Genomic DNA, 2,503 nt, shown 5'->3' on the forward strand with positions numbered 1-2,503 from the left:
TATCTATTAAATATTCAGGCAAATAAAAAGTTATAGTATTAAACATGCCAAAAATTATTTGCCAAATATCATTAAAATCAATAGTCGATATTACCCCTAGAATCAATGCGATACGGCTTTGGACAGTCTGCAAGATAGTACTATCTAATGATAAGAATGAGATTGCAATATAGAAGAGTGCGCACCCAAATAATGCAGCTAAGAATAATATGACGTTGCCGCCTAGTTTTTTAAAAAGTGGTTTTGTTAACTTCCATAACAAAAAAAAGACTATATTAACTCTATTTAAGCTCACCAATAACACACATAAAGATACATATGTAACAATGTTGCTATTATTTTTATTTTCTGCCCCCCTACATTTTATAATTGGTTGAAATATCAGGAATGCAATACATGCGCTTGCAAGCAACTGAGGTGTGGCAAATATACCTGTAAGAGCATAAAACCCCGAGAATCCTTTTGCCGCACCCGCGTCAATTAACATTGATTTATTAATTCCCGAAAATCCAATCAGACCTAATATAAATGATAATACTATTTGCCATTTAATGGCCTCAAGCACCGTCTGGGAATTTTCTTTCTTATAATCCAATGTCAATAAAAAAATTACTTGGAGAAAAAAATTCCCCACAACAGAGTCAATCTTTAAGCCAGAATGTATGGTATAAGCTGAATTAATTAGGAATATTGTTAAAAGAGCAATAATTATAAAACTTCGTGTAATCGTATGACTGTTTTTTATAACATTAATTATTATCAATATACTTAATGCTAAGTAAGAAATAATTCCTAAATAGTGGGCACTGGCTGAAATAACCAATAATAATATTAATATAGTATTGGTCATTTTTTTCTCACAATGGAAAATCTAGATTTATCTTTCACTCAGCACCCCCATCAATATATGCTCGTTCAACATTCTTTTCTTATGTAATCTTGATATACCATAAGCGGCCATCGCCAATTATTATAACTTAATTGAATGATCCCCTGAGCTAAAATAAGCCCTAAAACCCCCATATTGAAGACGACGGAAAATAACCAACCGGCAATGGCAATCAAGACGCCTGAAGCTATAACAGGTATAACGAATGGGATTTTATTGCTCGCGGTCAAAATAGATGCACATATGTTATGATTTAAATCTAGAAGTAAAATTGCCCCAAGTAATAAAATATATTTCGTATCTAAAAAACCAACTTTTGCGCCTGTTATTTTTATAATGAAATCAGAGGATAAAGCAAAAGCAATTACTCCTCCAAAATAAAGAAGAATGGAAATAAAAATGATCCTGATGACTATTTTCTTTATTTCACGCCTCTCTTTTTTTATCACCAATTGAGATAATCTTGGTATTTTTACTGCCAAGTATACGTTACTTACGGAAATAATTGCCAAGAAAATTTGCATAGTTAATGTAAATTCGCCTGCAATATTCAGACTAAATGCGATGCCAGCAATTATAATCGGAGCACGGTTAATAATCACATTTCCTGCCGTAGCTAAACCCAATTTTATTGCACTGCCAGAAATATAAGGAATTGTTGATTCTTCTGCAGGTTTTACTTTTTTTATTTCCTTTGTATAATTATTGCGATTATAAAAATAAAGGCAGGAAACTCTTGCCACGATAACCGAAAGAAGAAAAGAAACAGATAAATTTATCAGGTTCAGTCCAACAGGTATACATAACAAACTAAATATCAACCAACTCAATCGGCCATAAATATTAGAAAGATTAGCATACTGGATCTCGCCTAATCCACTCAAAACTGGGGTGTAGTAAAGATAATACAAGCTCAACAACAACCCTGTACTAAATATCATCCATGATGTTATAGTCTCAAGCAGAATATCCTTCGGGGTTACAATGAGAAAATAACACCCTCCAAATATTGTAATCACTAGTATGGCGAGAAATGTAAGCTTTTTATATATTACTTTAATATCACTTATTAAGCGTCCCAAAAGCGAGTAGGACACAGCGTCACTAAACTCTATTTTATCTAAGTTATTTTTTGATAAATGCTGTGCTCCTGCAATAACATAACTAACATTCCTAATTATTGTAGGCGATAAACCGAAATCAAAAAGGCTTACCAGAATCACCATAGATAAAAACATTAACCATATGCTACCCTGTTCTTGGGGAAGGATTTTTAAAGATGCAAAGGTTACGACAAATGGGACAATGATATTACATGATTGGTTTATTAATCCTACCATTAATTGAATATTTTTAATAAAAACCCTGAGCATTATTTGTATTTTCACCCTTAAAAGAAGACGTTTTTTTTAAAAAAAACCTCTTTTTAATTAAAAACATTCGCATCAGAAAAGAATGGCAAAGATTTGTCTTTGGATGAAAGATTGAAAACCGAATCATCATCACAATTCCAATTTATATTTAGCTGAGGATGTTTGGATAATATTCGATTATCTTATGCTGGCATTTAATTATTATTTGATTTCTTTGGAAACTGGGCCACGTCGATTATAG

Annotated in this window: 2 protein-coding genes; both read right to left on the reverse strand. The window is 32.1% G+C overall.

Annotation, left to right across the window (positions count from 1 at the left end; all coding sequences use genetic code 11):
- On the reverse strand, positions 1 to 850 hold an 850-nt coding region (locus IM265_RS21855), incomplete at its 3' end, for a hypothetical protein (protein WP_193056029.1).
- 65 nt (positions 851 to 915) lie between these two features.
- On the reverse strand, positions 916 to 2,262 hold the full coding sequence (gene wzx, locus IM265_RS21860; RefSeq protein WP_193030524.1) for an O-unit flippase-like protein: 1,347 nt from the start codon (positions 2,260 to 2,262) through the stop codon (positions 916 to 918).
- Positions 2,263 to 2,503: the final 241 nt, after the last annotated feature.

The sequence above is a fragment of the Enterobacter cloacae complex sp. P17RS genome, assembly GCF_014895885.1.
Taxonomy (GTDB): Bacteria; Pseudomonadota; Gammaproteobacteria; order Enterobacterales; family Enterobacteriaceae; genus Enterobacter; species Enterobacter bugandensis.